The organism is Pseudomonas helleri, from assembly GCF_045830615.1.
GTDB classification, from domain to species: Bacteria; Pseudomonadota; Gammaproteobacteria; order Pseudomonadales; family Pseudomonadaceae; genus Aquipseudomonas; species Aquipseudomonas helleri.
The window spans coordinates 755496-781605 of the sequence record NZ_CP174501.1; the positions used below are offsets into that span (position 1 = coordinate 755496).

Annotated in this window: 25 protein-coding genes; 11 read left to right on the forward strand and 14 right to left on the reverse strand. The window is 58.4% G+C overall.

From position 1 onward, the window contains the following. The 5 genes from ACJJU9_RS03525 to ACJJU9_RS03545 form a co-directional block, all read right to left on the reverse strand. Positions 1–291 carry an addiction module antidote protein gene (locus ACJJU9_RS03525; RefSeq protein WP_048389495.1) on the reverse strand — a complete coding sequence of 97 codons (291 nt, stop codon included), beginning with the start codon at positions 289–291 and terminating at the stop codon, positions 1–3. Between the two features lies 1 nt (position 292). After that, the gene (locus ACJJU9_RS03530) at positions 293–586 is read right to left on the reverse strand and encodes a type II toxin-antitoxin system RelE/ParE family toxin (RefSeq protein WP_048367422.1); all 294 of its coding nucleotides are present in this window, start codon (positions 584–586) and stop codon (positions 293–295) included. Between the two features lie 204 nt (positions 587–790). Beyond that, the gene (gene glyA, locus ACJJU9_RS03535; protein ID WP_048367420.1) at positions 791–2044 is read right to left on the reverse strand and encodes a serine hydroxymethyltransferase; all 1254 of its coding nucleotides are present in this window, start codon (positions 2042–2044) and stop codon (positions 791–793) included. A gap of 92 nt (positions 2045–2136) precedes the next feature. Then, on the reverse strand, positions 2137–5994 hold the full coding sequence (locus ACJJU9_RS03540; RefSeq protein WP_407730071.1) for an EAL domain-containing protein: 3858 nt from the start codon (positions 5992–5994) through the stop codon (positions 2137–2139). Between the two features lie 43 nt (positions 5995–6037). Continuing rightward, a complete protein-coding gene (locus tag ACJJU9_RS03545; RefSeq protein ID WP_256677192.1) occupies positions 6038–6160 on the reverse strand; it encodes a hypothetical protein in 123 nt (40 codons plus the stop codon). Positions 6161–6286: 126 nt separating this feature from the next. Between ACJJU9_RS03545 and ettA the strand changes: the two genes are divergently transcribed. Both ettA and gdhA read left to right on the forward strand, forming a co-directional pair. Next, positions 6287–7954: an energy-dependent translational throttle protein EttA gene (gene ettA, locus ACJJU9_RS03550; RefSeq protein WP_048367416.1), complete on the forward strand. Its 1668-nt coding sequence runs from the start codon at positions 6287–6289 to the stop codon at positions 7952–7954. A gap of 332 nt (positions 7955–8286) precedes the next feature. Then, a complete protein-coding gene (gdhA, locus tag ACJJU9_RS03555; RefSeq protein WP_048388102.1) occupies positions 8287–9624 on the forward strand; it encodes an NADP-specific glutamate dehydrogenase in 1338 nt (445 codons plus the stop codon). On the opposite strand, the gene ACJJU9_RS03560 is transcribed toward gdhA, so the two are convergent. The 4 genes from ACJJU9_RS03560 to ACJJU9_RS03575 all read right to left on the reverse strand — a co-directional run bounded on the left by ACJJU9_RS03560 (position 9609) and on the right by ACJJU9_RS03575 (position 12948). Continuing rightward, on the reverse strand, positions 9609–10115 hold the full coding sequence (locus ACJJU9_RS03560; RefSeq protein ID WP_048388100.1) for a GreA/GreB family elongation factor: 507 nt from the start codon (positions 10113–10115) through the stop codon (positions 9609–9611). The genes gdhA and ACJJU9_RS03560 overlap by 16 nt on opposite strands. 99 nt (positions 10116–10214) lie before the next feature. Next, entirely contained in the window at positions 10215–10514 is a 300-nt protein-coding gene (locus ACJJU9_RS03565; RefSeq protein WP_153332818.1) for a chorismate mutase, read from the reverse strand. Positions 10515–10529: 15 nt separating this feature from the next. After that, complete coding sequence (locus tag ACJJU9_RS03570) at positions 10530–12383, reverse strand: DUF4105 domain-containing protein (protein ID WP_407730072.1); 1854 nt, start codon at positions 12381–12383, stop codon at positions 10530–10532. Between the two features lie 73 nt (positions 12384–12456). Further along, positions 12457–12948: a DUF3015 domain-containing protein gene (locus ACJJU9_RS03575; protein WP_048367410.1), complete on the reverse strand. Its 492-nt coding sequence runs from the start codon at positions 12946–12948 to the stop codon at positions 12457–12459. Positions 12949–13217: 269 nt separating this feature from the next. On the opposite strand from ACJJU9_RS03575, the gene ACJJU9_RS03580 reads away from it, so the two are divergent. Both ACJJU9_RS03580 and ACJJU9_RS03585 read left to right on the forward strand, forming a co-directional pair. After that, on the forward strand, positions 13218–15656 hold the full coding sequence (locus ACJJU9_RS03580; protein ID WP_407730073.1) for a Lon protease family protein: 2439 nt from the start codon (positions 13218–13220) through the stop codon (positions 15654–15656). 227 nt (positions 15657–15883) lie between these two features. Next, complete coding sequence (locus ACJJU9_RS03585) at positions 15884–16201, forward strand: hypothetical protein (protein WP_048367407.1); 318 nt, start codon at positions 15884–15886, stop codon at positions 16199–16201. Positions 16202–16209: 8 nt separating this feature from the next. Here ACJJU9_RS03585 and ACJJU9_RS03590 read toward each other — a convergent pair whose 3' ends face one another. Continuing rightward, positions 16210–18042 carry a hypothetical protein gene (locus tag ACJJU9_RS03590; RefSeq protein WP_407730074.1) on the reverse strand — a complete coding sequence of 611 codons (1833 nt, stop codon included), beginning with the start codon at positions 18040–18042 and terminating at the stop codon, positions 16210–16212. A 143-nt stretch (positions 18043–18185) separates the two neighbouring features. Between ACJJU9_RS03590 and ACJJU9_RS03595 the strand changes: the two genes are divergently transcribed. Both ACJJU9_RS03595 and ACJJU9_RS03600 read left to right on the forward strand, forming a co-directional pair. After that, positions 18186–18674 carry a TIGR00645 family protein gene (locus tag ACJJU9_RS03595; protein WP_048367403.1) on the forward strand — a complete coding sequence of 163 codons (489 nt, stop codon included), beginning with the start codon at positions 18186–18188 and terminating at the stop codon, positions 18672–18674. A 149-nt stretch (positions 18675–18823) separates the two neighbouring features. Next, positions 18824–19441 carry an FKBP-type peptidyl-prolyl cis-trans isomerase gene (locus ACJJU9_RS03600; protein ID WP_048367400.1) on the forward strand — a complete coding sequence of 206 codons (618 nt, stop codon included), beginning with the start codon at positions 18824–18826 and terminating at the stop codon, positions 19439–19441. Positions 19442–19547: 106 nt separating this feature from the next. Here ACJJU9_RS03600 and ACJJU9_RS03605 read toward each other — a convergent pair whose 3' ends face one another. The 3 genes from ACJJU9_RS03605 to ACJJU9_RS03615 form a co-directional block, all read right to left on the reverse strand. Next, entirely contained in the window at positions 19548–19820 is a 273-nt protein-coding gene (locus ACJJU9_RS03605; protein ID WP_048367398.1) for a hypothetical protein, read from the reverse strand. Positions 19821–20013: 193 nt separating this feature from the next. Next, positions 20014–20355 (reverse strand): zinc ribbon domain-containing protein YjdM, encoded by a 342-nt coding sequence (locus ACJJU9_RS03610; protein ID WP_048367396.1) that lies wholly within the window; start codon positions 20353–20355, stop codon positions 20014–20016. Between the two features lie 162 nt (positions 20356–20517). Further along, entirely contained in the window at positions 20518–21486 is a 969-nt protein-coding gene (locus tag ACJJU9_RS03615; protein ID WP_048367394.1) for a polyprenyl synthetase family protein, read from the reverse strand. A gap of 241 nt (positions 21487–21727) precedes the next feature. Here ACJJU9_RS03615 and rplU point away from each other — a divergent pair, with 241 nt between their 5' ends. From rplU to ACJJU9_RS03640, 5 genes are all read left to right on the forward strand, one after another. Then, entirely contained in the window at positions 21728–22042 is a 315-nt protein-coding gene (rplU, locus tag ACJJU9_RS03620) for a 50S ribosomal protein L21 (RefSeq protein ID WP_007950961.1), read from the forward strand. Positions 22043–22076: 34 nt separating this feature from the next. Beyond that, positions 22077–22352, forward strand: a complete 276-nt coding sequence (gene rpmA / locus ACJJU9_RS03625) for a 50S ribosomal protein L27 (RefSeq protein WP_047273595.1) — start codon at positions 22077–22079, stop codon at positions 22350–22352. 195 nt (positions 22353–22547) lie between these two features. Beyond that, on the forward strand, positions 22548–23774 hold the full coding sequence (gene cgtA / locus ACJJU9_RS03630; RefSeq protein ID WP_048388086.1) for an Obg family GTPase CgtA: 1227 nt from the start codon (positions 22548–22550) through the stop codon (positions 23772–23774). Between the two features lie 124 nt (positions 23775–23898). After that, the gene (gene proB, locus ACJJU9_RS03635) at positions 23899–25017 is read left to right on the forward strand and encodes a glutamate 5-kinase (protein ID WP_407730943.1); all 1119 of its coding nucleotides are present in this window, start codon (positions 23899–23901) and stop codon (positions 25015–25017) included. 14 nt (positions 25018–25031) lie between these two features. After that, positions 25032–25493, forward strand: coding sequence for a CreA family protein (locus tag ACJJU9_RS03640; RefSeq protein ID WP_407730075.1), 462 nt, complete (start codon positions 25032–25034; stop codon positions 25491–25493). A 159-nt stretch (positions 25494–25652) separates the two neighbouring features. Here the strand turns inward: ACJJU9_RS03640 and rpsT are convergent, their stop codons facing one another. Beyond that, positions 25653–25931, reverse strand: coding sequence for a 30S ribosomal protein S20 (gene rpsT / locus ACJJU9_RS03645; RefSeq protein ID WP_003443902.1), 279 nt, complete (start codon positions 25929–25931; stop codon positions 25653–25655). Positions 25932–26110 lie beyond the last annotated feature (179 nt).

The window sequence follows — 26110 nt, forward strand, 5'->3', positions numbered from 1 at the left end:
TTATGGGTGTGCTGGCTGCGCGTGAAGCACCACGCCCATTGCTCGCATGACTTTCACCACGGTGTCGAAGCGAGGCTTGGCCCCAGGGGCGAAGGCCTTGTACAAGCTGGCACGACCGAGGCCTGAGTCTTTGGCGATTTGCGCCATACCTCGGGCTTTGGCCACGTAACCAACGGCACGAATCAGTTCATCGGTATCGCCGTCGGCAAGTACCTGGGAGAGGTACTCGCTGATGGCTTCATCACTATCGAGCAGCGCCGCCATGTCGAACGCAATAGGGGTGTTAGGCATCTCAGACCTCCTTAGCCATCATTTTTGCCTGCTTGATGTCAGCAGCCTGTGTAGATTTGTCACCGCCCACCAGCAAGACAATCATCACACCTTCACGCAGTGTGAAATAAAGCCGATACCCGGCTCCGACATCCACGCGCATCTCAGACACGCCGCCACCGACTGTTTTGGCATCGCCAAGGTTGCCCGCCGAGGCTCTCTCAATGCGGCGTGCAATAGCGATTTTTGCGCGCATATCGCGCAGTGTTGAATGCCATAACGCAAAGGATTTCGTTTGCTGGATGATGTAGTTCATTGTTATGAGTGTATCCGTGCGGAGACAGATGGCAAGTCTACACGGCTTCGCACTCCAGAGAACTCCGGCTGTCGTTTTACTGTAGGAGCGAGCTTGTCTCGCGATCTTTTGATCTTTAAAAGATCGCGAGGCAAGCTCGCTCCTACAGGGCGGGCACAAAAAAGCCCGGCTCAAGAGCCGGGCTTTTTGTTCAGCTAATTACACTCAGTTGCCGTAAACAGGCAGCTTTTTGCAGATAGCTTTTACTTTTTCGCGAACTGCATCAATCACGGCTTCGTTGTTGATGTCGTCCAGGATGTCGCAGATCCAGCCCGCCAGCTCTTTACACTCTTCAACTTTGAAGCCGCGAGTGGTCACAGCCGGGGTACCGAAACGCAGGCCCGAGGTGACGAACGGGGAGCGTGGGTCGTTAGGCACGGAGTTTTTGTTCACGGTGATGAAAGCTTTGCCCAACGCGGCGTCAGCGTCCTTACCGGAGATGTCTTGCTTGATCAGCGACAGCAGGAACAGGTGGTTTTCAGTACCGCCCGACACGATGTCGTAGCCGCGCTCGATGAACACCGAAGCCATGGCCTGGGCGTTTTTCACCACTTGTTGCTGGTACACCTTGAACTCAGGCTGCAGAGCTTCTTTGAAGCACACGGCCTTACCGGCGATAACGTGCTCCAGTGGGCCACCTTGACCGCCCGGGAAAACAGCCGAGTTCAGCTTTTTCTCGATTTCAGGGTTGGCTTTGGCCAGGATCAGGCCGCCACGTGGACCGCGCAGGGTTTTGTGCGTGGTGGTGGTCACCACGTCAGCAAATGGAACCGGGTTCGGGTAAACGCCAGCAGCCACCAGACCGGCTACGTGAGCCATGTCAACGAACAGGTACGCGCCAACTTTGTCAGCGATCGCACGGAAACGCGGGAAGTCCAGGATCTGCGAGTAGGCAGAGAAACCGGCCACGATCATTTTTGGCTTGTGCTCAACCGCCAGGCGCTCAACTTCGTCGTAGTCGATCAGGCCGTTGGCGTCGATGCCGTACTGAACAGCGTTGTACAGTTTGCCCGAGGACGAAACGCTGGCGCCGTGGGTCAGGTGACCACCGTGAGCCAGGCTCATGCCCAGGATGGTGTCACCGGCCGACAGCAGGGCCAGGTAAACAGCGCTGTTGGCCTGGGAGCCAGCGTGCGGCTGAACGTTGGCGTAATCGGCGCCGAACAGTTCTTTTGCACGGTCGATGGCCAACTGCTCAACCACGTCGACGTATTCGCAGCCGCCGTAGTAACGCTTGCCTGGGTAGCCTTCCGCGTATTTGTTGGTCAAGACCGAGCCTTGAGCTTCCATCACCGCTGGGCTGGTGTAGTTTTCCGAAGCGATCAGCTCGATGTGTTCTTCCTGGCGCTGAGCTTCTTGCTCCATGGCGGCAAAAAGGTCGGCGTCGAACTTGGCAAGTGTCAAATCACGGCTGAACATGGCGGTCCTCAAGGATCGGGGGGCAGAAAAGGAGGGCATTCTAACCCAATGGGTATTAACTGGCATATGAAAGCGATTCACGGCGTGCGTGATCACGTTGCAAGCTTGAAACCATAGGCCTGCAATTGCTTGACCAGCAGGTGCGCGGGCATGGGGCGGCCAAACAGGTAGCCCTGAATTTCGTCGCAACCGTGCTCACGCAGGAATTCGAGCTGCTCGTGGGTCTCGACGCCTTCGGCGATCACCGCCAGGTTGAGGCTGTGGGCCATCGCAATAATGGCGCGGACAATTTGCGCATCCTGCTCGCCTGACGGCAGGCCGTCGACGAACGTGCGGTCGATCTTGAGCACGTCGATCGGGAACTGTTTGAGGTAGTTGAGCGACGAATAACCCGTGCCGAAGTCGTCAACGGCAATGCTCAGGCCGAGGTTTTTCAGGCTGGCGAGAATTTGCAGCGCTTCACTGACTTCGCGCATCAAGATGCTTTCGGTCAGTTCCAGCTCAAGGCACGCCGGGGAGAGCCCGGTTTCTTTGAGAATGCTGGCGATCCGCGTGCCCAGCTGGCCGTCCGAGAATTGCCGTGCCGAGATGTTGACCGAGACTTTAGGCACGCGCACTTTCTCTTGGTGCCAGCGCTTGAGCTGGCGGCACGATTCGGCCAGCACCCAGTCACCGACATCCACCACCAGCCCCAACTCTTCCAGCACCGGGATAAAGTCGCCCGGCGGCACCAGGCCACGCCGAGGGTGGTTCCAGCGCAGCAGCGCTTCAACCCCGGTCAGGCGTTTGCCGTCGCCACTGAATTGCGGCTGGTAATAGAGGATAAATTCTTGCTGTTCCAGCGCATGGCGCAAGTCGCTTTCCAGCTCCAGGCGTTCGAGGGCGCTGGCGTTCATGTCGGCCTGGTAGAACTGGAAGTTGTTTTTGCCGCGCTCTTTGGCGTGATACATCGCGGTGTCGGCGTTTTTCATCAACTGGCTGAGTTCGTTGCCGTCCTGCGGGCTCAAGGCGATACCGATACTGGCGGTGACGAAAAATTCGCGGCTCTCAAGAACGAACGGTTGCACCAGGCTGGCGAGGATGTGCTCAGCCACCCCGACCGCCCGGTTGAGCGCCATGACGCGGGTGGCGCGGGGTTGTAAGAGCAGGGTGAACTCGTCGCCGCCCATGCGCGCAACGGTGTCGTCGTCATCCACGCAGGCCAAAAGGCGCGTGGCCATGTCTTTGAGCATGCGGTCGCCCGCGGCGTGGCCCAGTGAGTCGTTGATCGGTTTGAAGCGGTCAAGGTCGAGGAACATCAGCACCACCCACGACTTGTTCCGTTCGGCCTGCTGCAAGGCGGTGTGCAGGCGGTCCTGGAACAGCGTGCGGTTGGGCAGGTGCGTCAGGGCGTCGTAGTAGGCCAACCGGTGGATGCGTTGTTCGCTGGCCTTGCGCTCGCTGATGTCGCTGAAGAAGCACACATAGCTGGCCAGGTCGCCTTCGTCGTCGAACACCGCCGTAATCCCGACCCACGCCGGGTAATGTTCGCCATTGCGACGCTTGAGCCACACTTCGCCTTCCCAGGTGTTGTGCTGGTTCAGTTGCTTGATCACGTACTGCAAATGCGCTTGCTGCTGTTCATCTACGGTCAGCAGGTTCGGCAGTTGGTCGAGTACCTGCTCAACGGAGTAGCCACTCACCCGGCTAAAGGCTTCGTTGGCTTGCACGATGTAGCCCGCCGGATCGGTGATCAGGATGGCCGAGGTGGAATGCTCAAAGACCGTGGCAGCCATGCGAAGGTCTTTTTCGGCGCTGCGCTGCTGACTGATATCACGGGCAACGCCGAGCAGACCTTCAAATTTATCGTGCTCATCCCACACCAGAATCAGACGCAGTTCCACCGGTATTTTGCGCCCGTCAGCACGCACACAGTCGAGCAGGAACAGTTGGGTCTGTAGTTGGGTGCGCAGGGCCGCCAGTTGCGCCGGTTTGTCGAGCGCGCTCTTGACCCGTTCGATCAGGCTGTACAGCCCTGTCAGTTGCTGTGGTTTGGCGATGGTGGCTTGCCAGCCGTGCTTGAGCACCCATTCGGCGTCATGGCCCAATACGGTTTCGATCGAGGGGCTGACGTAGTTGAGTTGCAGGCTGTTGTTGGTAGAGAAAATCACGTCGCTGATGCTCTCGGCGAGCATCCGGTAACGATGCTCGCTGTCGCGCAAGGACTCGCTGGCTTCGATCTGGTCGGTAATGTCTTTGGCGACCCCGACAATGCGTGTCACTTGGTCGCCTGTGCCGCGGGCCAGGGCTTGCTCGCGAATATCAAAGCGGCGCCACACCCCGCTGTGGTGGCGAAAGCGCAGTTGGCAATCGAGTTGCTGGGCATAGCCGCCGTCGCGTTGTTGCTGGCGCAGCTGGCTGTAATGCTCGGCGTCTTCGGGGTGCAGCAACAGCTCCCAGAAGTACGGCCCCATTTGCTGCAACTCAACGCTGCTGTAGCCCAGGGTTTGGCCCAAATGGTGGTTGCTGAAGATCATTCGCTGGCTGATCACGTTCTGCACGTACAGGTGGTCAGGCACGGTGCGCACCACGTCCGACCAGAAGCTTTCCCGCTCTTGCAACGACAGCTCGATCAGCTTGCGGCTGGTGATGTCACTGATGCTTAAGATGACCGCGTGGTAGTCCTGTCGGTCTTCGGGCAGGCGCAGCACCAGCCATAAATGCTGGTCATGGCCTTGGGCATCGGTGAGGGTTATTTCCAGTTCAAGCTGGTGCTGCTGTTCTAGCACCGCTTCAGCCAGCTGATAACCAATGGCTGAAGGATTGGCCGGGCAGCCGTTGATCAGTTTTATCCAGGCTTCATGGCCCGAGCTGATGCCCAGCAGTTGCAACGCCACCTGGTTCACTTCAGTGATGCGCAGTTGCTCAAATAACAGGCGCCGCCGTTCGGGGTTGTCTTGCAGCCATTGTTTGAGCGCCTCGCGGTCGTGCAATTTTTCACGCTCCAGCAGGCCCGGTAAACCGGCCATGTCCAGCACGCACAAGGCCACGCCGGTGCCTTCGAAAATGTCGTGGTAGCGTCGTCGACCTTCATGCAGTTGCCGCTGGCGCCGGCGCATGTTGAGCAGCGCCAGCAGCGGCAACGACGAGAACATCAGGCCCAGCAGGCATTTGCCGATCAGGCCGGGCAGCAGATGCGCCTTGGCCTCGCTGCGGTCGAACAGGCCGCGCAGTTCCCAGTCGCTGTGGCTCAAAGGCACCAGCAGCACCGTCGAGGCTTCGTCGCCCGGGGTGATAGTGCTGGCGCTGGAGGCGGTTGCCCTACGGCTGAGCACGGTGTCGGTCTGGCCGTTTTCGATCAGCCATTGCGGGCGGTTTTTCTCGGCGGTTCGGCGCGTCAGCGAGTGCAGCATGCCGGTGCTCAGGCGCAGCAGCCAATACCCGTTGAAGGTGTCGTTAGGCGGGCGCAAGCGCAGGTAAATGACGCTGGCATCATGGTTATTGCCGTAGTAATAAACGTCGCCCCGGCCTTGCGGCGGGTTACTGCGTACCCACTCTTTCAAAAAAGCCGCGTCAGGGCTGGCGCTACTGCTGTCGAGCACGATATCGCCAGCTGGGCTGAGCAAGGCCAGGCTTTGCACATTCGGCACCACTGCACGCAGTTGGTTGACCACAGCTTGTTGCTGATTCTGGGTGCGGGGGAGTTCGTAGAGCGGGAGCTGGTTGAGGGCGGTTTCGGCCTTGAGCGCCAGGCTCAAACTGATGTGGTCAGCCAGGTCTGCGCTGTAATGGACGCTGGCCAGGTGCTCTTGTTCGAGGGTTTCCTGGAACTGTTCAATTAATAACCAAATCAGGATCCCCAGCAAAAACAGCACCAGCGCTGCCAAGGCACCCTTTAACGTCCCGCGCACGGGTGGGCCAAGGGTTTGGCCTGGCACATGGGTGAGTGTTGGCGGAGCTACATTAGGCAAGCTGCGATCCTGCGGTTTGGCGACTAAGGTGCAACACGTATTATTAGCTGGACGCGTACGGGACGGCTAGCATGCCTTGGGTCGTGGCAAAGTGCCAGTGCCGTGGCTCGCGCTGGTTTGCCCTGTCCCGCGCATTCAGGTAGCTTTGCCGGTTACGCGAGGGCATTTTAGCTCCTACACTCAGGCTTTTTCTGCGAGCAGGCATTGATCCGTTCAATTTCTGTCTTTGTGCTATGGCCTGATCAGGGCATCGCTCGCGCCTTATTCATCAGTCACTGACGCTAGGTTATCCATGGCTCAATACGTTTTCACCATGCATCGGCTGAGTAAGGTTGTTCCGCCGAAGCGGGAAATCCTGAAAAACATCTCCTTGTCGTTCTTCCCTGGCGCCAAAATCGGCGTACTGGGCTTGAACGGTTCGGGTAAATCTACTCTGTTGAAAATCATGGCTGGCGTCGACACCGAGTTCGACGGTGAAGCCCGTCCAATGCCAGAGCTCAATGTCGGCTACCTGCCGCAAGAGCCGCAACTGGACGCCAGCAAAACCGTGCGTGAAGTGGTCGAAGAAGCAGTGAGCGTGATCAAGGATGCGCAAGCGCGCCTGGATCAGGTTTACGCTGAATACGCCGAGCCGGATGCCGACTTCGACAAGCTGGCCGCTGAACAGGCCAAGCTCGAAGCGATCCTGCAAGCCGGTGACGGTCACAACCTTGAGCGCCAGCTCGAAGTGGCGGCCGATGCCCTGCGCCTGCCCGCCTGGGACGCCAAAATTGAACACCTGTCGGGTGGTGAGAAGCGCCGTGTGGCCCTGTGCCGCCTGCTGCTGTCGGCCCCGGACATGCTGCTGCTCGACGAACCAACCAACCACCTGGACGCCGACTCGGTGGCCTGGCTTGAGCACTTCCTGCACGACTTCCCGGGTACCGTGGTTGCGATTACGCACGACCGTTACTTCCTGGACAACGTTGCTGGCTGGATTCTGGAACTCGACCGCGGCGCCGGTATTCCTTACGAGGGCAACTACTCGGGTTGGCTTGAAGCCAAGTCCGACCGTCTGGCCCAGGAATCCAAGCAGCAGTCGGCCCATGAAAAGGCCATGAAAGACGAGCTGGAATGGGTCCGTAAAGGCGCCAAGGCGCGTCAGTCCAAGTCCAAGGCGCGTCTGCAACGCTTCGAAGAACTGCAATCGCAGGAATTCCAGAAGCGCAGCGAAACCAACGAAATCTACATCCCGGCCGGTCCGCGCCTGGGTGACAAGGTGATCGAGTTCAAGAACGTGTCCAAGGGTTACGGCGATCGCGTGTTGATCGACAACCTGTCGTTCGTGATGCCTAAAGGTGCCATTGTCGGCGTGATCGGTGGTAACGGTGCCGGTAAGTCGACCCTGTTCCGCATGCTGATGGGCAAAGAGCAGCCGGATTCGGGCAGCATCGAAGTGGGCGAAACCGTGCAACTGGCCTGTGTTGACCAGAGCCGTGACGACCTGGATGGCAGCAAGTCGGTGTTCCAGGCGATTTCGGATGGTTCCGATGTGATCCGCATCGGCAACTACGAAATCCCGTCGCGTACCTACGTGGGCCGTTTCAACTTTAAAGGTGGCGATCAGCAGAAGTTCGTCAAGGACCTGTCCGGTGGTGAGCGTGGTCGCTTGCACCTGGCCCTGACCTTGAAAGAGGGCGCCAACGTGCTGCTGCTCGACGAACCGTCCAACGACCTTGACGTTGAGACCTTGCGTTCGCTCGAAGAAGCGCTGCTGGACTTCCCGGGCGCTGCCATTGTGATCTCTCACGATCGGTGGTTCCTTGACCGCGTCGCGACTCACATCCTGGCGTACGAAGACGACTCGCAAGCGGTCTTCTTTGAAGGCAACTACACCGAGTACGAAGCAGACCGTAAAAAGCGCCTCGGCGAAGCGGCCGCCCAGCCGCACCGTGTGCGTCACAAAAAACTGGCCCAGTAAGGCCGGTTTGCATGAAAAACGGAGCCCCTCGGGGCTCCGTTTTTTTTTTTGGGGGACCCTGTAGGAGCGAGCTTGTCTCGCGATCTTTTGATCGTTTAAAAAGATCGCGAGGCAAGCTCGCTCCTACAGAATTGCGTGTTTTTATTGGTGCAAAACTGGGTACATAAATCACTTTTTTGGTGCGCAAAAACCGCATAAAACCGGGGCTATTTATATAAAAGCACCATTTAAATTCATAACTGCGACATTTTGCGCTGTCGCGGTGCGGCATGACTTGTTAAAGTTCTGGCCAATCTCCGTTTAACGACAACAAATTTGCCGAGACTTTTCCCATGATCGAATCCGTCGACCACTTCCTTTCCCGTCTGAAAAAACGTGACCCGGACCAGCCAGAATTCCACCAGGCAGTGGAAGAAGTCCTGCGCAGTTTGTGGCCGTTTCTTGAAGCCAATCCGCATTATCTGACTTCAGGCATTCTTGAACGCATCTGCGAACCAGAGCGTGCAATTGTGTTTCGCGTGTCATGGGTCGACGACGAAGGCAAAGTCCGCGTTAACCGTGGTTTCCGCATCCAGATGAACAGCGCGATTGGCCCGTACAAGGGCGGCTTGCGCTTCCACCCTTCAGTGAACCTGGGCGTACTGAAGTTCCTGGCGTTTGAACAGACCTTCAAAAACTCCCTGACCTCGTTGCCTATGGGCGGCGGTAAAGGCGGTTCGGACTTCAACCCCAAGGGCAAGAGCGACGCTGAAGTGATGCGTTTCTGCCAGGCGTTTATGAGCGAGCTGTACCGCCACATTGGTTCTGACGTTGACGTACCGGCGGGCGATATCGGCGTGGGGGCGCGCGAAATCGGCTTTATGTTTGGTCAATACAAACGCCTGAGTAACCAGTTCACCTCGGTGCTGACCGGCAAGGGCATGAGCTACGGCGGCAGCCTGATTCGCCCGGAAGCCACCGGTTTTGGTTGCGTGTACTTCGCCCAGGAAATGCTCAAGCGCAGCGGTCAGCGCATTGATGGTAAGCGCGTGGCGATCTCCGGTTCCGGCAATGTGGCGCAGTACGCGGCACGCAAGGTCATGGACCTGGGCGGCAAAGTGATTTCGCTGTCGGACTCCGAAGGCACCCTGTATTGCGAAGCGGGCCTGAACGATGAGCAGTGGGACGCGCTGATGGACCTCAAAAACGTCAAACGTGGCCGCATCAGCGAATTGGCCAACCAGTTTGGCCTGGAGTTCCTGGCCGGTCAGCACCCGTGGAACCTGGCGTGCGATATAGCTCTGCCATGCGCCACGCAAAACGAACTGGACGCCGACGCGGCCCGTACGCTGCTGAGCAATGGCTGCCTGTGTGTGGCCGAAGGCGCGAACATGCCGACCACCCTTGAGGCGGTTGATCTGTTTATCGAGGCGGGCATTCTGTTTGCGCCGGGCAAAGCCTCAAACGCAGGCGGCGTGGCCGTGAGCGGGCTGGAAATGTCGCAAAACGCCATGCGCCTGTTGTGGACGGCCGGTGAAGTGGACAACAAGCTGCACAACATCATGCAATCCATCCACCATGCGTGCGTGCACTACGGCGAAGAAAACGGCCGTATCAACTACGTCAAAGGCGCGAACATCGCGGGTTTCGTCAAAGTGGCTGACGCCATGCTGGCTCAGGGCGTGGTGTAAGCCGGTTCGATCGCGAGGATCTCGACCTGCAGATCGCCTGCAGGCCGGATCCACAGCACCTCATCACCCTGCCGCGCGCCCAACAGCGCCCGGCCCAACGGTGAGCCCCAGTTGATCAGGCCCTGCGCCGCATCGGCCTGATCTTCCCCCACCAATTGCACGCGCTTTTGCGTGCCGTGTTCATCGACATACGTTACCCAACTGCCAATCTGCACCTTGTGCGTTGATGTCGCCGGGGCGACCACGTGTGCGCTGTGCAGGCGTTGATTGAAGTAGCGCAGGTCGCGTTCCATGTCGGCCAGGTGCTGTTTATCGGGCAAGTCTTTGCGGGCGGCCTCCTGGCTGTGCAGGCGTTGCAACTCGGCGACCTTGGCTTGCAGTTGCTCAAGGCCAAGGGCGGTGACGTAGTTCGGCTGTTCGCTGACCTGACGCTCAACTGGCGTATCGGCCTGATTGGCGGCGCTGTCTTCGTTTACAAATGCACGGCTCATGATGGCAGTCCCTTTGTTAACTGTTATCTCCCGTAGGAGCTGCCGAAGGCTGCGATCTTTTGCTTTTAAAGATCAAAAGATCGCAGCCTTCGGCAGCTCCTACAGAGGCTTTTCCAGCGCCGAATGCTCGGCTAACTCCTGTTGAATAAACCCGGCAATCATGGCGCGGTATACCGCTTCGGCAACCTCCGGGTTAGCGCCCAGTTCGTCGGCCAGGTGCCGGACCTTGTTGATCACTTGCTCAACCCGTTGCGGGGCGCGTACCGCGTCGCTGTCTTTTTTGAAGCGCGCCGCTTGGGACACGTAGGCGCCACGCTCGGCCAGCAAGCCGACGATCTGGCGGTCAAGTGCGTCGATGTGCCCGCGCACTTGATCCAGAGAATCACAATTAACCGCCATGTTCTAAAGCTCCTTTTAGTAGTGATACCACTTGAGTTCGAGCATCACTTCGTTCACCGGTGAGGCAAGGTGGCTGAACTCACGCTGCGCGGTCAACCGCAGGCCGAGATTACGGGAGATTTCCCATTGCTGATTCAGGCTCAGGCTACGGCGCACTTCGCCGTTGGTGAAGTAATCGGCCTTGGTTTCCAGGCTCAGGTTGCCCACCGGGTTACGCCACAACACGCCGGTGTTGTAGCCAGCCGCCGGTGAAACAAACGCGGCGAAGTCGTTGTTGTGCTCGACCCGCACGGTGCCCAGGGCAAAGCCCAGCAGGTTGTCGCTTAATTGCCAGGTGCCGCCTGCGCCGCCGTTGACGTGGGTGACCAAACGTTCACTGCCATGTTTGCCGAGCACCCGCTCAAGGCCGCCGCCGACTTGCCATGACCAGGGTTGCAGCAGGGCGTTGCGCGGGGTCAGGGAGCGAATGTTGGCCAGGTCCAACTGCTGGACTTGCCACTTGTTACCCTCATATTGGCGCAGCTTGAGCTGAAGGATTTCAATCTGCGCGCCCAGCGGGAAGCCCGGCGCGTTGTCGTTAAGGTCGTGGTAGGCCATGCGCAGGCCGTATTCGGCGAACGCTTTGTCATCGCGGCTGCCCGCGCCCAGTTGCCAGGTGCGTGATTCGTGGCCGTTTTCGGGAAGCTCGGGGCGCTCGACTTGCAGCTCTGGCGCCGGGTTCTGGTTGATGGCGCGCAGCAGTTCATAGCTGCGTTGCGAGCGCCCGGTGTCGCGCTCAAGACCATTGGCCCGGTAGCGTTCAAGACGATAGGCAGCGTCGATAATCAGCGCCTGACGCGCTTTGGGCAGCGCCATGAAGGTCGGGTTCTGCAATTGCGTCTGATCGGCGCTGACCTGCAGCACCCATTGCTGTTCTTCGGGGTCGAGCACTTTGGCCCGGTCCAGCAGCTCGCGTTCGCGGGACGGGCGGTATTCGATGCTTTCTACCAGGCCGGCTTCTTTGACCGCTTTAACCGTGTCGGTGGGGATCGCTGTCAGCGGGAACTGGGTGGTCAATTGCAAGCCGGGGCGTGCCACTTGCAGCAGTTCAAGCAGGCGATAGGAGCAGTTTTCATCGAAGAAAAAGTAATCGAACTGGATTTGCTTCAGTTCCCACACATGTTCAACCATGCGTTGGGTTTCTTCGGGGGTCAGGTTGAGCCGGTATTCCCACAGGTCGCGGTTTTCCAGGCTGCGGTATTCCGAGAGTTTTTCCTGGTAGGGCACCAGGGCAAACAGGCCGGGGTAACCACCGGCCAAGCCTTTCCAGGCATACAGAATGCTGTTATCGGAGCCTTCGATGTAAGCGCCGAAGTTGATCGCGTAGCTGAGCAGCGCGGTTTTGTTGCTTTGTACATCGGCCTGGTCGATGCGCAACAAGGTATGGCCGAACATGGATGACGGGCTGTTGAGGTACGCCGCCGGGAAGATCATCACCGTGCTGTGCGGCGCGACGTCGGTGAACCACTGGGTGAACTCTGCGCATTCAACCTTGGGCAGGTCGTTGAGGTTCAGTTGCGCCTTGAGCCAGCGGGTACGGGCCGGGTATACGCACTGCGGGTGTTTGTCGCCCAGGCTCACCGGGGCATACAGCGCCTCTACGGTGGCGCGCAGTTCGGCGTCGGGGTGGTGGGCGCCGTCGGCGGCCAGAAAGAATTTGTCGTCGCTGACATAGCTGCGCCAGCCGCTCAGTTTGCGGGCTTCGTAATGACCTAAAGATATCCAGAACGGGTCGTTGGCGAGTTGCTGCAAACGTTGATTGTCGATTTGAGGCGCGGCGTACAGCGGGGCGCAGGCACAGAGCGCCAGATAGGCAAGGCGTTTGAGCATGGTGAGCAACTGTTGTCAGGCGAATGGAATTGAAACAGAAGTACCCGCTCCCGAAGGAGCGGGCAAGTCTCAGTTATGACGCAACGGTTGCGTACTTGGACAGGCGGGCATCGCCTTTGAGAACAGCCAGTGTGTTGTTATGCACATCGTCAGCGGTCACGTCAGCTTTGCTGAAGATTTGCTGGAAGTGCTCGTGGGTGACAGCGGCAAAATGCTCGCGGTCTTCAGGGGCCACACCCAGTACCACCGCGTAGGTGGTCAGTGCTTCGCCGTTGCCTTTGGCCATGTCTTCGGACAGCTCGTTCATCATGCCATTCATGGCAATCCACGATTTGCCGCCGTAAGTCAGGGCGTCTTTGGTGGTACAGCCGTTGGTACCTGAGGTCATGCCGAAGGTCGCGTTACCGGAGGTGCCGTTGGTGGTGGAGGCCAGGAAGTGGGCGGGGGTGCCGCGCTGACCTTCAAACAGCATGTTGCCCCAACCGCAGTTCGGGCCGCCGGGTGCTTGCGCCATGGCGTTGAGGGAAACCACTGTAAAGAGAGTGCCGAGAAGAATCCGTTTCATATCATTGTTCTCTATGCGTGCAACCAATGGACAAGGGTATCTGGCCGTCATTAGCCAGAACGGGCCGGTTATCAATCCAGCCTCGCAACACTTAGGAGTCTAGGCACGATCAGCAGGTTCCGTGGTTTTTTGTAAAACAATCGTTGGGCGGGAGGTTTTTTCGCCCGCAAACATTGGGCCCCGATAATTCAGGTGTAACGCGCCTTGCCAGTGGCGTACAGCCAGCGCCAGAATGCTGTCATCTGCCCTGCCTGATGTAAGGAAGCCCGATGCCTGATTCTGTTGCTGCCAGCCTGCGTCTAGCGCCTGACGCGCTAACCCGTCCTTTTTCCGCTGAACAGTTCAGCTTCTCGACCACCAATGATTTAGAACCCTTTCGCGGCATTCTCGGCCAGGAGCGCGCGGTCGAAGCCTTGCAGTTTGGTGTGGCCATGCCACGTCCGGGGTACAACGTATTTGTGATGGGCGAGCCGGGTACGGGGCGCTTCTCGTTTGTGAAGCGCTACCTCAAGGCTGAAGGCAAGCGCCTCAAGTCGCCCAGCGACTGGGTGTACGTCAATAACTTTGATGAGCCCCGTGAACCGCGGGCGCTGGAGCTGCCCGCGAGCACGGCGGGTGCTTTTATCGCGGACGTCAACGGGCTGATCGACAACCTGCTGGCGACGTTCCCGGCGGTGTTTGAACACCCGACCTACCAGCAGCGCAAAAGCGCCATCGACCGTGGCTTCAACCAGCGCTACGACCGTGCGCTGGATGTGATCGAGCGCCTGGCGCTGGAAAAGGGCGTGGCCCTGTACCGCGACAGCAGCAACGTGGCCTTCACCCCGATGAGTGACGGCAAGGCGCTGGACGAGGCCGAGTTTTCGCAGTTGCCCGAAGAAGAGCGTGAGCGTTTTCACGAGGACATTGCCGGGCTTGAAGAGCGTCTCAATGAGGAGCTGGCGAGCCTGCCGCAGTGGAAACGTGAGTCGAACAACCAGCTGCGCCAACTGAACGAAGAAACCATCACCCTGGCTTTGCAGCCCCTGTTGTCGCCGTTATCGCAGAAGTACGCCGAAAATGGCGCGGTGTGCGGTTACTTGCAGGCCATGCAGGTGTACCTGCTCAAAACGGTGGTGGAGCAACTGGTCGACGACAGCAAAACTGACGCCCAGGCGCGCAAGCTGCTGGAAGAGCAGTACCTGCCGAGCCTGGTGGTGGGCCAGCCGATGAGCGGCGGCGCGCCGGTGGTGTTCGAGCCGCACCCGACCTACGACAACCTCTTTGGCCGCATCGAATACAGCACCGACCAAGGCGCGCTGTACACCACCTACCGGCAATTGCGCCCGGGTGCCTTGCACCGTGCCAACGGCGGCTTTTTGATCCTTGAAGCCGAGAAGATGCTCAGCGAGCCGTTTGTCTGGGATGCGCTGAAGCGTGCGTTGCAGTCGCGCAAATTGAAAATGGAATCGCCGCTGGGCGAACTGGGGCGCATGGCCACCGTGACCCTGAGCCCGCAGGTGATCCCGCTGCAGGTCAAGGTCATCATCATTGGTGCCCGCCAGCTGTACTACACGCTGCAAGACCTGGACCCGGACTTCCAGGAGATGTTTCGGGTGCTGGTGGACTTCGACGAAGACATCCCGATGGTCGATGAAAGCCTGGAGCAGTTCGCTCAGTTGCTCACCACGCGCACATCGGAAGAAGGCATGGCGCCGCTGACGGCAGGCGCGGTGGCGCGTCTGGCGACCTACAGCGCGCGTCTGGCCGAGCATCAGGGGCGCTTGTCGGCGCGTATTGGCGACCTGTTCCAACTGGTCAGCGAAGCGGACTTTATCCGCCATCTGGCCAACGATGAAATGACCGATGCGGGCCACATCGAGCGTGCGCTCAAAGCCAAAGCGACCCGGACCGGGCGCGTGTCGGCGCGCATTCTGGACGACATGCTGGCGGGGATCATTCTGATCGACACCGACGGTGCGGCGGTCGGCAAGTGCAACGGGCTGACCGTGCTGGAAGTCGGTGATTCGGCATTCGGTGTGCCGGCGCGGATTTCGGCCACGGTGTATCCGGGGGGCAGCGGCATTGTCGACATTGAGCGCGAGGTTAACCTCGGGCAGCCGATTCACTCCAAAGGGGTGATGATTTTGACCGGCTACCTGGGCAGCCGCTATGCCCAGGAGTTCCCGCTGGCGATCTCGGCGAGCATTGCCCTGGAGCAGTCGTACGGCTACGTCGATGGCGACAGCGCTTCTTTGGGTGAAGCCTGCACGTTGATTTCGGCACTCTCTAAAACGCCGCTCAAACAGTGCTTTGCGATCACCGGCTCGATCAACCAGTTTGGTGAAGTGCAGGCGGTTGGCGGGGTGAACGAGAAGATCGAAGGTTTCTTCCGGCTCTGCGAAGCCCGCGGCCTGACCGGGGAACAGGGGGCGATCATTCCGCAAGCCAACGTCGCCACCCTGATGCTTGATGAGAAAGTGCTTAAGGCGGTGCGTGAAGGCAAGTTCCACGTGTACGCCGTGCGTCAGGCAGACGAAGCCTTGAGCCTGCTGGTGGGCGAGCCTGCCGGTGAGCCGGATGAAGAAGGCCAGTTCCCGGAAGGCAGCGTCAACGCCCGGGTGGTTGAGCGTTTGCGGGTGATTGCCGAAATGATCAACGACGACGACCTCAAAGAAGCCGAGAAAGAACTGCTGGCCGAAGCCCTGGCGGCGAAAAAGCCGGCTTGATCCCATGGCGTCTGTAGTCGCTGCCCAAGCATGAGGCTGCGAGATGTGCCAAACGACCGTCAGACGGCGGTCCTGAGGCCCGCATCGCAGCCTTCGTTCCTCGTCAGCGGCTACAAGAGCCGTTGCGGGCAGGTGTTAAGCCGTTGGTCTTGGCGCCCTCTGCGGGCGGGTTTTTGCTTCTATGCTCAAGTAAGTGTTGTTGAGCAGGCTCTACGAGGGGCGCCGCCATGTCGCGCAACCTTTGCCTTACCCGCCAATGTCTGGGGCTGGAAACTCGCATTGAGTGCAGTATTCGCCCTTTAGCAGGCAATACCGGCCTGTGGGCACTTCTGTTCGCGGCAGGTTTGTCGGGCGAGCAGCCAACCACGATCAAATCTCAGGGCCCGTTTCGCGGCCCGTTTGTGGCCGAAACCATTCTGCAATCCATTGTTGAAAGCCTGACGCTGCACGGCTATCGGTTAGCCGATACGCCGCAAATCTGGTGCCTGCATGTGCAGGCCCAGTTGCGTCAGATCAATGGTGAGCGCCGCCCGGCTTCGCGCTGAGGCGTCTGTCAGCGCGGTGGCGTGACCTCGGGGACTTTATCCAGCTTGGCCTCAAAGCCGTACTCCACAGGCTCCAGAGCGGTGCGTGCGTAGCTCTCGATCTGGGTCGGGTGGCCGTAGAAGTAGTGCACGTCGAAGATGGCCGGGCCATTGGGTTCTTCGCTGTGGCTAACAGCCAGGACCTCCTTGAGGTAGTTGCCGGTATCGTCCTTGGCGTAAAAGCGCCAGGCATCGGACGGGAACAGCGCCTGATCGACCACCAGCGCGTTGCCTTTTAGCTCCAGCCCTTTGGGCAGGTGGGCGACGTCCAGGGTGTGCTTGGCAATATCGGCCACATACAGCGGCATTGAGCCGATGGCGTAGGCCGGGGTTTCCGGGAACAGGTTGAGGTCGTAGGTGATGACACCGGTTTTCGGGTCGGCATCGAAGGCTTCGGCCGGCAGTTCCAGCGGTTCACCGCGTTTACCGTTCTGGTCTTCAGCAAAGAAGGTTACCGGGGTGTCGGCCGAGTCAGGCAGTTCGCCCAGCAGTTCGTCATTGAAGGTCGGCGGGTGGCTGAACTCCAGGGTGGCGGCGCTGGCGTCATCTACCGACTGACTGATAACCACGCTTTTTTTCAGGTGCTCAGGGTCCAGGGTGGCGTCCTTGAGGTAGTTGACGGCTTGATCGTCATACACCACTACCGACAGCGGCAGCGTCTGGATGTCTTTGCCTACAACGTTTTTGTCGAGCCGCACCACGGGCAGATCGAGGGTTTTGCGGGTGACGTTGGCGGTCGAGAAGTCGAGCACGCTGATGTCGACGTTTTCAATCGGACCGTTGAAATACACCTTGCTGTAGTGATGCGGGTGTTGGCTATCAAAGGCTTTTTGTTCGTCGTCGAGCTTTTTGCTGAACTCATCGCTCCAGGCCGTTTGCTTGAGCATTTCGGCCAGTTGCTGTTGGTAGAACGCCAGTTGCTCGGCGTTTTCGTCTATGGAGCCTGCGCGGGCCAGGTACTGCCCGGTCGCGTCGCGGGCCTGGATGATCAGCGGGTTGAGTTCGGTATCGCGTACTGCTTCGGCCAGCGGGGCGCTGTTGTTGATGTCGACTTCCGCAAAGTTTTTACCCAACGCCAGCAGGGTGACGCTGATGTTGCCCTCGGTGCGGGTTTTACCCACGTCTTTGCTGGTGAGGGTGAGGTTGACCACTTTACCGGGGGCGATGACTTCGGCTTCGCCGTGCAGCGTGACGGGCTGAGGCTGCTGGATGTTCGAGGTTTCGACGCCGTCGATGTAGGGGTAGGTGATGGTCAGGTCGTCAGGGTTGCTCAGGTTGGCGCTGGAGGGGCTGAGCTGGATCCCTGAATCGGTTTCTGACCATTCCGCCTGGAACGGCACCACTTGCTTGTTGCTCAGCGTCACGGACTGCCATTCCAGCGCATGCGGGAACGGGAAATCGGATTCGTTGTTCTGGCTGAACGGGAAGATCGGCTCCAGGTCGGTCAGGTAGTCGGAGCTGGAGTTTTTGCGCACCACAAACAGGCCGTTGATGTAGGTGTCGCTCAGGGCCTGGCTGTTGGGGTAGTGCTTGAGTTGCGCGAGTTCATCTGTGCCGTACTCGGTGTCGACCGGTTTGCCGTCCAGCTTGATGCGGGCGCGTTCCAGCAGCAGCAATGAGCCGCCGAGGTCGGCCACGGCGTCTTTAAGCTGCGGGTCCTTGATGGCATCGAGGCTCTTTTCGAACGCTGCGGTTCTTTCTTCCAGGCTGGCCTGCGGGTGTTTATCGCCAGGCGAGCAACCGCCCGTCATGAGCAAAGCGGTGGAAAGCCCGAGACAGACCAAGGGGAATCGCAGATACATTGTTCAGTTTTCCTGTCCGTAAACGATGCTGATGAGGTCGACACTAGCAGAAAATGTTTTTACTGACTGTGTCTGCTGCTTTATCTCTGCCCATTTGTGGCTGATATACTCACGCCCATTTTTTTTACAGCCTGCGAGATTCAATGGAACGCTTTATCGAAAATGCAATGTACGCCTCACGCTGGATTTTGGCGCCGATTTACTTCGGGTTATCCCTGGGTTTACTGGCGTTGGCGTTGAAATTCTTCCAGGAAGTGTTTCACGTTATCCCAAACGTGTTCGCGCTAACTGAATCGGACTTGATCCTGGTCATTCTGTCGCTGATCGACATGGCGCTGGTGGGCGGCCTGTTGGTGATGGTGATGATCTCGGGCTACGAGAACTTCGTCTCGCAACTGGACATCGACACCAACAAAGAGAAGCTTAGCTGGCTAGGCACCATGGACTCTACCTCGCTGAAGATGAAAGTCGCAGCGTCGATTGTGGCCATCTCCTCGATCCACCTGCTGCGGGTGTTCATGGATGCGCGCAACATCGAAACCCAATACCTGATGTGGTACGTGATTATCCACATGACGTTTGTGGTGTCGGCGTTCGCCATGGGCTACCTCGACAAGCTGACCAAGCACTGATGCGGTTGTACTAACGGGCAGCACACGAACCCGGGCTGCGAAGGCTTTGGGGGCTGTGGTAGTCTGCTCGCCCTTTTTTGGTTTTGGGCGGCTGGGAGAAAGCGGTTGAAAAACGGCTTTTTTGAGTCGCTCTATAGCGGAGCAGTGTTATGTCCGAAGTAAATCTGTCGACCGACGAAACGCGCGTTAGCTACGGCATTGGCCGTCAGCTGGGTGACCAACTGCGCGACAACCCGCCACCGGGCGTTAGCCTGGACGCCATCCTGGCGGGCCTGACCGACGCTTTCGCGGGCAAAGAAAGCCGTGTTGGCCAGGAAGAAATGTCGGCCAGCTTCAAAGTGATCCGCGAGATCATGCAAGCTGAAGCGGCTGCCAAGGCAGAAGCGGCAGCAGGCGAAGGCAAGGCTTTCCTGGCTGAAAACGCCAAGAAAGACGGCATCACCACGCTGGCTTCCGGTCTGCAATTTGAAGTTGTGACCGCTGGCGAAGGCGCCAAGCCAACCCGCGAAGACACCGTACGTGTTCACTACCACGGCACCCTGATCGACGGCACTGTGTTCGACAGCTCCTACGAGCGCGGCCAGCCTGCTGAATTCCCGGTTGGCGGCGTGATCGCTGGCTGGACCGAAGCCCTGCAACTGATGAACGCCGGCAGCAAATGGCGCATCTACGTGCCGAGCGAACTGGCTTACGGCGCGCAAGGCGTTGGCAGCATTGCTCCGCACAGCGTCCTGGTATTCGACGTTGAGCTGCTGGACGTTCTGTAAGAACACAGCGCTATAGCTGTAGGGGCGAGCTTGCCTCGCGATCTTTTGATCTTTTAAAAGCTCGCGAGACAAGCTCGCTCCTACAGGGCCGTTTAGCATTGTGCGGTCATATTTCTATTTTGGCGTGGTGTTCGTGATGGACTGCGGTGCCGATGGGGCGCAATGCCCGGGCATAGCAAAACAGGAACAGGTTACGCACCAGCTCTTTGAGCACCAGCGGCTCGCTTGAGTTGAGGCCGTTGAAGTCCAGGTCACCCTGGTCTTGCAGTTCGTTCAGCGCTTCTTCTTCCAGTACCGCGCAGACTTCGCCGGTTTCCCGGTGCAGGATTCGCAGGTAAGGGTGTGGGCGGTCCAGCCATGCATCAATTAAATAAGTCATCGTTGTCATCTCCTAGATGAATGACAATGAGAATAATTCTTATTCAGTTAATAGCAAGTGCCTATTGGCGGATTTCTTTTTTTTCTTTGTAAAAACTGCCGTGGGTCAACGTAACTGGCTTTAGGGTGGGGCGGGGAGAGTGTTGCGGGGAATGACCCCTTCCTGCGCGGGCGCAGGAAGGTCAGCCACAGGATCAGACTTTGCGCACGAACTCGGACTTGAGCTTCATCGGGCCGATGCCGTCGATTTTGCAGTCGATATCGTGGTCGCCATCGCACAGGCGGATGTTTTTAACCTTGGTGCCCACTTTGACCACCAGGGACGTGCCCTTGATTTTCAGGTCCTTGATCACGGTGATGGTGTCGCCGTCGTTCAGCACTGTGCCTGCGGAGTCTTTGTAGACTTTTACATCGCTGGCTTCGTCAGCATCGCCGTTGGCGGACCACTCATGGGCGCATTCCGGGCAGATCAGCTGTGCGCCGTCTTCGTAGGTGTATTCGGAATTGCATTTTGGGCAGGGTGGCAACGTGCTCACTAAAGCTCCTTAAAAGTCAGGATGGCTAAAAGGCGCGCATTATATAGGGTTTTTGTGCCGAAGGGGGGAGCACCGCTAACTCTGTAGTCGCGGCCGCAGGCTGCGATGGGTTGCGCAGCGACCCTCAACTATTGAAGGTCCTGCGGCAGCGGCTACAAGGAATCAGTGCGTGCGGGCTACCGCAAACTCACTCAGCTCAACCAGTGCATCTCGGTATTCGCTTGGCGGCAGGGCTTCAAGGCAGGCAATGGCGCGGGCAACGAAGTCGCGGGCCAATTGTGCGGTGTATTCCAGCGAGCCCGAAGCTTGCACGGCAGCACGAATGCTTTCGAGGTCTTCAATGCCGCCTTTTTGAATGGCCGTACGCACCAGAGCAGCCTGCTCGGGCGTGCCTTCACGCATGGTGTAGATCAGCGGCAAGGTCGGTTTGCCCTCTGCCAGGTCATCACCGACGTTCTTGCCCAGGGTTTCGGCGTCACCACGGTAGTCGAGCAGATCGTCGACCAACTGGAAAGCCACGCCCAAGTGGTCGCCAAACGTGCGCAAGGCTTCGCGTTGCTCAGGGGTTGCACCGGCCAGCGCGGCGGCGCTGTGGGTCGATGCTTCAAAGAGCATGGCGGTCTTGCCGCGGATGACTTCCATGTAGGTTTCTTCGGTGGTGCTGGCGTCGCGGACCTTGGACAGCTGCAACACTTCGCCTTCGGCAATGATGCGGGTGGCTTGTGAAAGAATCTTCATCACCGGCATCGAGCCCAGCTCCACCATCATTTCGAAGGAGCGCGAGTACAGGAAGTCGCCCACCAGCACGCTCGGGGCGTTGCCCCAGGTGGCGTTGGCGGTCTTGCGGCCACGGCGCATGCCGGACATGTCGACCACGTCGTCATGCAGCAGGGTCGCGGTGTGCAGGAACTCAATGGTGGCAGCCAGCAAGCGCAGGTCATCGCCTTCACGGCCCAGGGCCTTGCCGCACAACAACACTAATAAAGGACGAAGGCGCTTGCCGCCGGCCGAAGTGATGTAGTCGCCAATTTTTGAGACCAGCGGTACGCGTGAAGTCAGCTGCTTCTTGATGATGCCGTCGACGGCGCTAAAATCGTCCGCCACCGCGCGGTAGAAAGCTTGGGGTTGCATCAGCGACAGGTGCTCCAGAAGGGTTGCGCGGCATGCTAGGTCGGGGGGCTGGGCCTGTCAAGGCGCGATGGACGGCCCCTTGCAACACCCGCGTGCCTTGCGTACAATCGCGCACCCTGAACTTCCTGGGCAGCACCTGCCTTACGCAATTGCACTTGGGCCGTTCCAGCCCCATGCAGCCATGCCAGCCAATACCTTTACCTATAAAGCGCTGGGTGAGCAGGATTATCGGAGAAATACCATGTCGTACGCAGTAATCGTTACTGGTGGCAAGCAATACAAAGTAGCACCGGGTGAATACCTGAAGATCGAGAAACTGGAAGTCGCTACTGGCGAATCCGTCACTTTTGATCGCGTTCTGTTGGTCGCCAATGGCGACGACGTAAATATCGGCGCTCCAGTTGTTGCTGGCGCCACTGTTGTTGCTGAAGTGATCTCCCAAGGTCGTCACGATAAAGTACGCATCATCAAGTTCCGTCGTCGTAAGCACCACATGAAGCGTATGGGCCACCGCCAGTGGTACACCGAGATCAAAATCACCGGTATTCAGGCTTAATTTCAGCCTAATTCCTCACTAGGAGAATTGACTCATGGCACACAAAAAAGCTGGTGGTAGTACCCGTAACGGTCGCGACTCAGAAGCCAAACGCCTTGGCGTGAAGATGTATGGCGGCCAGGCTATCGTTCCGGGCAACATCATCGTGCGTCAGCGCGGCACCCAATTCCACGCTGGCTACGGCGTTGGTATGGGCAAAGATCACACCCTGTTCGCGAAAGTGGAAGGCGTGATCAAGTTCCAGGTTAAAGGCGCCTTCGGTCGCCGCTACGTAAGCATCGTTCCGAAGACTGAAGTCGTCGCAGCGTAATAGCTTGGTAGCTGGAAGAGCCCTGTCTTGCGACGGGGCTTTTTCGTTTGTGGGGTGAGTCTCTTGCAAAACTGTTTGTATGGGCTTAGGCGCTGGATTTAACGGCTGTTGATTGGGTCGCTGCGCTCATTTTTGCAAGAGTCTTATGTCTTGGTTTTTATCGGCTCGTCCTGATGACGAGAGGCGTGTTTTGTTATGAAGTTTGTAGATGAAGTATCGATCAAAGTAAAAGCAGGCGACGGTGGTAACGGTTGCATGAGTTTCCGTCGTGAGAAGTTCATCGAAAACGGTGGTCCTAACGGTGGTGATGGTGGTGACGGCGGCTCGATCTACATGGTCGCTGACGAGAACCTGAACACCCTGGTTGACTACCGCTACACCCGTCACTTTGACGCGCAACGTGGCTCTAACGGTGGCAGCACCGATTGCACCGGCCGCAAGGGCGAAGACCTGGTACTGCGTGTGCCGGTGGGCACTACCGTGATTGACGCTGGTACTCAGGAAATCATTGGTGACCTGACGGTTCCGGGTCAGCGTTTGCTGGTTGTACACGGCGGCTGGCACGGTCTGGGCAACACCCGTTTCAAATCCAGTACCAACCGTGCGCCACGCCAAACCACACCGGGTAAGCCGGGTGAGCAGCGTGACCTCAAGCTGGAATTGAAAGTACTGGCTGACGTCGGTCTGCTGGGCTTGCCGAATGCGGGCAAAAGTACCTTTATTCGTTCGGTGTCTGCGGCCAAGCCTAAAGTGGCTGATTACCCGTTCACCACTCTGGTGCCAAACCTGGGTGTAGTGAGCGTAGATCGCTGGAAGAGCTTCGTGATTGCCGACATTCCGGGCTTGATCGAAGGTGCTTCGGATGGCGCGGGCCTGGGGATTCGCTTCCTCAAGCACTTGGCGCGTACCCGTCTGTTGTTGCACCTCGTCGACATGGCGCCGGTTGAAGGCACTGACAGCGCGGCTGATACCGCTGAAGTGATCGTTAACGAACTGATCAAGTTCAGCCCGTCGCTGGCCGAGCGTGATCGTTGGTTGGTGCTGAACAAGTGCGACTCGCTGCCGGAAGACGAGCACGATGCGCGCGTTAAAGAAGTGGTTGATCGCCTGGAGTGGACCGGCCCTGTGTACGTGATTTCGGCGATTGCCAAAATCGGTACCGACAAGTTGTGCCACGACATCATGCGCTATCTTGAAGACCGTGCTGACCGTCTGGCCAATGATCCGGTGTACAAGGAAGAGCTGGCCGATCTTGATCAGCGCATCGAAGACGAAGCGCGTGCGCAGCTTCAAGCCCTGGATGACAAACGTGCCCTGCGTCGCAGCGGCGTGAAGAGCGTCCATGACATGGGTGATGATGACTGGGACGAAGAAGATGTTGATGACGAAGATGGTCCAGAAATCATTTACGTCCGCGACTGATTCGTTGCAGTAAACTACAGCGCCGCTCAATTGAGCGGCGTTTTGGTATCTGTGAAACTGTAATCAAGAATAAATCCATGGGTGGCGCTCGGTCGCGCTGCTCTCAGGCATAGGTTGGATGATGATGCGGAGCAAGGTGACAGGTGCGCAGCGTTGGGTAGTGAAAATCGGCAGCGCATTGCTGACAGCAGATGGCAAGGGCCTGGATCGCGCCGCGATGGGCGTGTGGGTCGAGCAGATGGTGGCCTTGCATGAGGTGGGCGTAGAGTTGGTGCTGGTGTCTTCGGGCGCGGTGGCGGCCGGCATGAGCCGCTTGGGCTGGACGGTCCGACCCAGTGCAATGCACGAGCTGCAGGCGGCCGCTGCGATCGGCCAGATGGGCTTGGTGCAGGCGTGGGAGTCGAGCTTTGCCGAGCATTCGCGGCACACTGCGCAAATTTTGCTGACCCATGACGATCTGTCTGATCGCAAGCGCTACCTGAATGCCCGCAGCACCTTACGCGCTTTGGTTGAGTTGGGTGTGATCCCGGTGATCAACGAAAACGACACAGTGGTCACGGACGAAATCCGTTTTGGTGACAACGACACGTTGGCGGCGCTGGTGGCTAACCTGGTCGAGGCTGACCTGCTGGTGATTCTGACCGACCGTGACGGCATGTTTGATGCCGATCCGCGTAACAATCCGGACGCCAAACTCATCTATGAGGCGCGTGCCGATGACCCGGCGCTGGATGCAGTGGCGGGTGGTACCGGTGGTGCGCTGGGTCGCGGCGGCATGCAGACCAAGCTGCGTGCGGCGCGTCTGGCGGCGCGTTCCGGGGCGCATACCATCATTGTGGGTGGTCGCCTGGAGCGTGTGCTGGACCGTCTGAAGGCAGGCGAGCGCCTGGGTACATTGCTGTCGCCTGAGCGCGGCATGCTGGCGGCGCGCAAGCAGTGGCTGGCCGGGCATCTGCAAACGCGCGGCACCCTGGTGCTGGATGCCGGTGCTGTGGCGGCATTGTCCGAAGGGCATAAAAGCTTGCTGCCGGTGGGCGTCAAAGCCGTGCAGGGCGGGTTCCGTCGTGGCGAAATGGTGGTGTGTGTGGCGCCCGACGGGCGAGAAATTGCCCGTGGCCTGGCTAACTACAGTGCGGCTGAAGCGCAAAAAATTATTGGGCAGTCGTCTGAGGCGATTGTCAGCTTGTTGGGTTACATGGCTGAGCCTGAGTTGGTTCACCGCGATAACCTGATCCTGGTTTGAAATTGAGGTGTTGAATGCGCTTGCTTAGCGGTCTGTTGGGTTTGATCTTGGCGGTGCCTCTGTTGGCATCGGCTGAGGAAATTGGCACGGTGTCGACCGTGTTCAAATTTGTTGGGCCGAACGACCGCATTGTGGTCGAGGCATTCGATGATCCGAAAGTGGATGGCGTGACCTGCTACCTGTCGCGGGCCAAGACTGGCGGCATGAAAGGTGGTCTGGGCCTGGCGGAAGATCGCGCTGAAGCGTCATTGGCCTGTCGTCAGACCGGCCCGATCAGTTTTAAGGGTGATTTGAAAGATGGCGAAGAGGTGTTCAAAGAGCGCACTTCGCTGGTCTTCAAGACCATGCAAGTGGTGCGCTTTCTCGACAAGAAGCGCAACACGCTGGTGTATCTGGTGTACAGCGACCGCCTGGTCGAAGGCAGTCCGCAGAACGCAGTGACTGCGATCCCGATCTTGCCGTGGCCACAGCGCTGATAAAAGCGCTAAGTGACTGTGCAGGAGCTGCCGAAGGCTGCGATCTTTTGATCTTTTAACCTCAAAAGATCGCGAGCAAGCTCGCTCCTACAAGGTTCTGGTGAAATCGCAGGCAATAAAAAACCGACCCTGGGGTCGGTTTTTTTAAAAGCTTATCGCTTAAGCAGCAGTCGCAAGGTTCAACGCCTTGACGTGGCCATTCAGGCGGCTCTTATGGCGAGCAGCTTTGTTCTTGTGGATGATGCCTTTATCGGCCATACGGTCGATAACAGGGACAGCCAGAACATAAGCAGCTTGCGCTTTAGCAGCGTCTTTTGCGTCGATGGCTTTAACTACATTCTTGATGTAGGTACGAACCATGGAACGCAGGCTGGCGTTGTGGCTGCGACGCTTCTCAGCCTGTTTTGCACGTTTTTTGGCGGAAGGTGTGTTGGCCACCGTCGAGCTCCTCGAAAGACTTTTGGAATTAACAAACAAAATAGGCCGCGAATCATGCCGATGACGACAACTCTTGTCAAGGGCGATTGATTCGAGCCGCTGAGTGGTTGATCGAGGGAGACGGGAGATTTATTTCCGGCGCTTGACCTGTAAACTCGCGAGCTTGGCTCTGTGCTGTT